This is a genomic window from Neobacillus vireti (assembly GCF_036962465.1).
Classification (GTDB): domain Bacteria; phylum Bacillota; class Bacilli; order Bacillales; family Cytobacillaceae; genus Neobacillus; species Neobacillus vireti_B.
This window is the reverse complement of record NZ_JBALNF010000012.1, coordinates 1-3,574: the sequence shown is the minus strand read 5'-3', so window position 1 is coordinate 3,574 and position 3,574 is coordinate 1. Positions and strand designations below refer to the sequence as shown.

The window sequence follows — 3,574 nt, the reverse complement described above, 5'->3', positions numbered from 1 at the left end:
GAAAAAGCATTACCGTTGTCTCAGTAATGCACGCGGTACTTTACCTACATTCTTTCACAAAAACATTCTTTTGAAAATAGAAGTAGCATTTTTTTATAGGATAATTGAGGACAAATAATCTCTGCTAATTTTAGTTAAAATAAGGTTTCAGCAAATTGTTCTTCTGAAATTACCTTTAATCCATTTCTTTTTAATAAAGCAGAAGTAATGCCCATCCCCTCAAGTTTTTTACCAATGAATTCACCGTTATAAATCATTGAACTGCCGCAGGATGGGCTGTATTCCTTTAGAACTACTAAGGTAGCATTTATGTCTTTAGCTTTATTTAGAGTAGCGTAAGCACCTTTTATGTAAAGGTCCGTGACATCTTTTCCTGACTTTTCAATTACTTTAGCCTTTCCATCAAGTACATCTTCTCCGTTTCCACCTATTATTTCAGCAGGTTCTCTGGGAGTTGAAAATCCACCGAGTAATTCTGGACATATAGTAATAGCTTTATTTTCTTCTACAAGTTTAGCTATTGCATTATTTAAACTGTGTGTACTGTTATATCTCACCTTCAGCCCCGCTAAGCAAGAACTTACCAATATCATATTTTAAACCCCTTCAGCATAAATCTTCCTTATTAAATTTCATTAAAAATTTCTTTGATCTAACCTACTTACTTTTGTTTAAGTACATTTCTTCACAAACTTTTATCGTAAAAGAAAAAGCTGCCATTAAAACGATTTCTCCTCCCACAACTTTCACTTTATTTAATTTTTGAATTATTCGGAAAACGATGGATGTGTTCGCTTTGGTTAGTCTACTTGCTCCCCAAACTTCTTCCCGACCTCCTCCATTAACCTGCCCCTTTACTTTAAGAAGAAAAAGCCTTGCTCCATTGTTGAGCAAAGCCCCTGTTAGCTTAACTATGGGAGTCATACCCCCATTTATTCACCTACTAAGCCATCACCATCTCGATCATCCATATATTTATAGAGCCATGAATCGCGCGTAATTGGCATTTTAAAGCCAGCAGCTTTGGCTTCAGCGATCGTAACTTGTCCATTATGATTGGTATCTACCTTGCTAACATCTTCATTACTACTTACCGTTTCGTTTGCAGGTACATTGTCTGTTTTCGGTTGCGTACGGCTCGTATCTGTCGTTTTCCCTAGATTTTTGTTCGCTTCATCTGGGTTTACATTGTCAAATTCATCGGTAATGGATCTGCCCTGAAGTTTGTATGTGAATTTATAATGGTTCGGAGTTTGCGTTTGAGTATTTGGATACTGAATCACTGCTACGAAATCCGTACAACCTCCTGCATCTCGAATCACTTTTTCCATATAAGCTTGGTCACCGTGCCTATTGAGAATGCTGTCCTGAGGTGTAATGTTATATGCGTTTGATACTCCCCCAAGGGAGTCAGCAATCACATGCCCTTTATCCAAGGTTGGGCTCTCTGTACCAGGAACATTAGCTTCATCGGGGTAATATCTTCCTGATGATAATACATGATCAGTATTCGGATTTTGAAGTGTTATATTTTTCGCCTCAACACGAATTAGCTGACCGTATTCATTTGTAAAAGCCCAATATTCCCTGTCGCCAAACCCGACATCCACTCTTACATTCGGCTTTCTATAACCTGACATATCTCCGCCATCTACTTCAATCAGTGTATATTTACTGTAATCAAATCCGTCCGTTAAAGTGCTAGTTGCAGGAACACTTTTGTTGGGCTCACTTTCACTCGTTGGTTTTTCTGTGTCATTGACTGATGTACTCTTATTGGCTTCAACACTCTTAGAAGCCGTGCCCGCTTCAGATTGCACTTTTTCTGACGAAGTATCTTCAGTTATTTTTCCGCAACCCACAAATACAGATATTAAAATCATTGTAAATAATATCAAAAATATTCTTTTGTTCAAACTTCTGCACACCTTTCTCATGTTGCTACCCTAGACAATCATATTTAAACAATAACACATTTTTATCTTTTATTGGGATAAATCTATCTTTGGTAATGAATCCTTCTTCAACTAAACTAAACGTTAGTTGAAGAAATTATTTTTTGTTCAATATAAAAAATTTATGACCAATTTAATATTCACATGTTATCAGGCCATTTTAGGATTACTGAGGTTAAAAAATGATTTAAGCTCCCCCGACATATAAAATAAGCACCTAACATTCGTTAAGTGCCTATGTTTCCTTTTTAATTTTTAATAAATTATTGATTTGTGTTCTATGAGCTAATAGAAGGTTGGGTGGAAGAGACCCCTTGGTTTCGGACTAGAAGATAAAGTTGGAAACCAGGATTTATAAAGAACTTGTATTACAAATGAGGGAAAAGACCTTTTATACCTTCTGCTATCATCTGAATAGAGATAACAGCAAGGATCAAACCCATTAATCTTGTTACAACATTTAAACCACCTTGTCCAAGTTTGTTAATAACAGGAGTTGAATAGTAAAACAGCACATAAGAAAGTGCTAATACTAGCGCAAATCCAATAAACACTAGGATTAGATTGTAGAGGTCAAAGGAACCGGAACCTGTGTGTGCCATAACCGTTGCAATAGTACCAGGACCAGCCATAATCGGCAGCGCCAGAGGAGTAATCGATATATCCTCCTTTTCTTCTGCTTCCTTTTTTTCTGCAGAATGCGGTGTCTGCGCGTTTGAAGTTTTTGCATGCAAAAGATTATAAGCAATTCCGAAAATAAGAATTCCTCCAGCAACTCGAAACGCATGAATAGTAATACCGAATATAGAAAATATAAAGTTGCCAAGCACCAGAAATACTGTAAGTATACACAAGGAAACGATTGCCGCTTTCCTTGCCGTATGTTTCTTTTGTTGTTGAGAATATCCGTTGGTAAGGGAAATAAAAATTGGAATATTCCCTATCGGATTCATTACAGCGAAAAACGATACCGTCATTTTAAGAAGTAGACTAAACAAAAAGTTTCCTCCTATCTCACTTTAACCATTTTTGAATTCATCCTTATATATTACCCACATTGAGAAAACGAAACAATTAAACAAGGAAACACTAAACTATTCACTTCAAATAAGAAAAGCGCACGGCGCCCGTCTAAACTGCCCGTTACTTCAAAAAGAAAAAGCATTACCGCTGTTCCAGTAATGCACCCTTTAGTTTAAGAGTAATAGTTCTCGTTTTTCCCCTTATTTATTGGGTTACAACATAGCAGTACATTAGAGCAAAGATAAAAATAAATGTTAAGAATGCTCCTAAAACAACTTGGTTATGAGTGCCTCCTCCACTTTTTAATTTTCTCAAAAAAGTAGTAAAATTTAAAAACCATTAAACTCCTAATAATGGTAGGACAAGAAAAAGTATAAATAACATGAATTAATCTCTCCCTCCCATTTATAAATCTTATAAATCTTATTGAACATAACTACCCAATAGATGAAGAATCGACAGCCTTGTTTAGCTATCGCCCCCGTCAGTTTAATAAGGATTTTGAGCTTTTTCTTTATTTCTTCCAAACCTTGACAAGTTTTAATAATAAGAAAACCAAGCCAATTATTATAACTAATGATACTACAGGTATTAGG

4 protein-coding genes are annotated in these 3,574 nt (G+C 35.8%); all 4 read right to left on the bottom strand.

What is annotated here, in order from left to right:
• Nucleotides 1-134: 134 nt before the first annotated feature.
• Nucleotides 135-593 carry a DUF523 domain-containing protein gene (locus tag V7077_RS04965; RefSeq protein ID WP_335498938.1) on the bottom strand — a complete coding sequence of 153 codons (459 nt, stop codon included), beginning with the start codon at nucleotides 591-593 and terminating at the stop codon, nucleotides 135-137.
• 64 nt (nucleotides 594-657) lie between these two features.
• Nucleotides 658-924 (bottom strand): hypothetical protein, encoded by a 267-nt coding sequence (locus tag V7077_RS04960; RefSeq protein ID WP_335498933.1) that lies wholly within the window; start codon nucleotides 922-924, stop codon nucleotides 658-660.
• A gap of 8 nt (nucleotides 925-932) precedes the next feature.
• A complete protein-coding gene (locus V7077_RS04955) occupies nucleotides 933-1,916 on the bottom strand; it encodes a DNA/RNA non-specific endonuclease (RefSeq protein ID WP_335498929.1) in 984 nt (327 codons plus the stop codon).
• Nucleotides 1,917-2,323: 407 nt separating this feature from the next.
• On the bottom strand, nucleotides 2,324-2,953 hold the full coding sequence (locus V7077_RS04950) for a MarC family protein (protein ID WP_335498926.1): 630 nt from the start codon (nucleotides 2,951-2,953) through the stop codon (nucleotides 2,324-2,326).
• Nucleotides 2,954-3,574 lie beyond the last annotated feature (621 nt).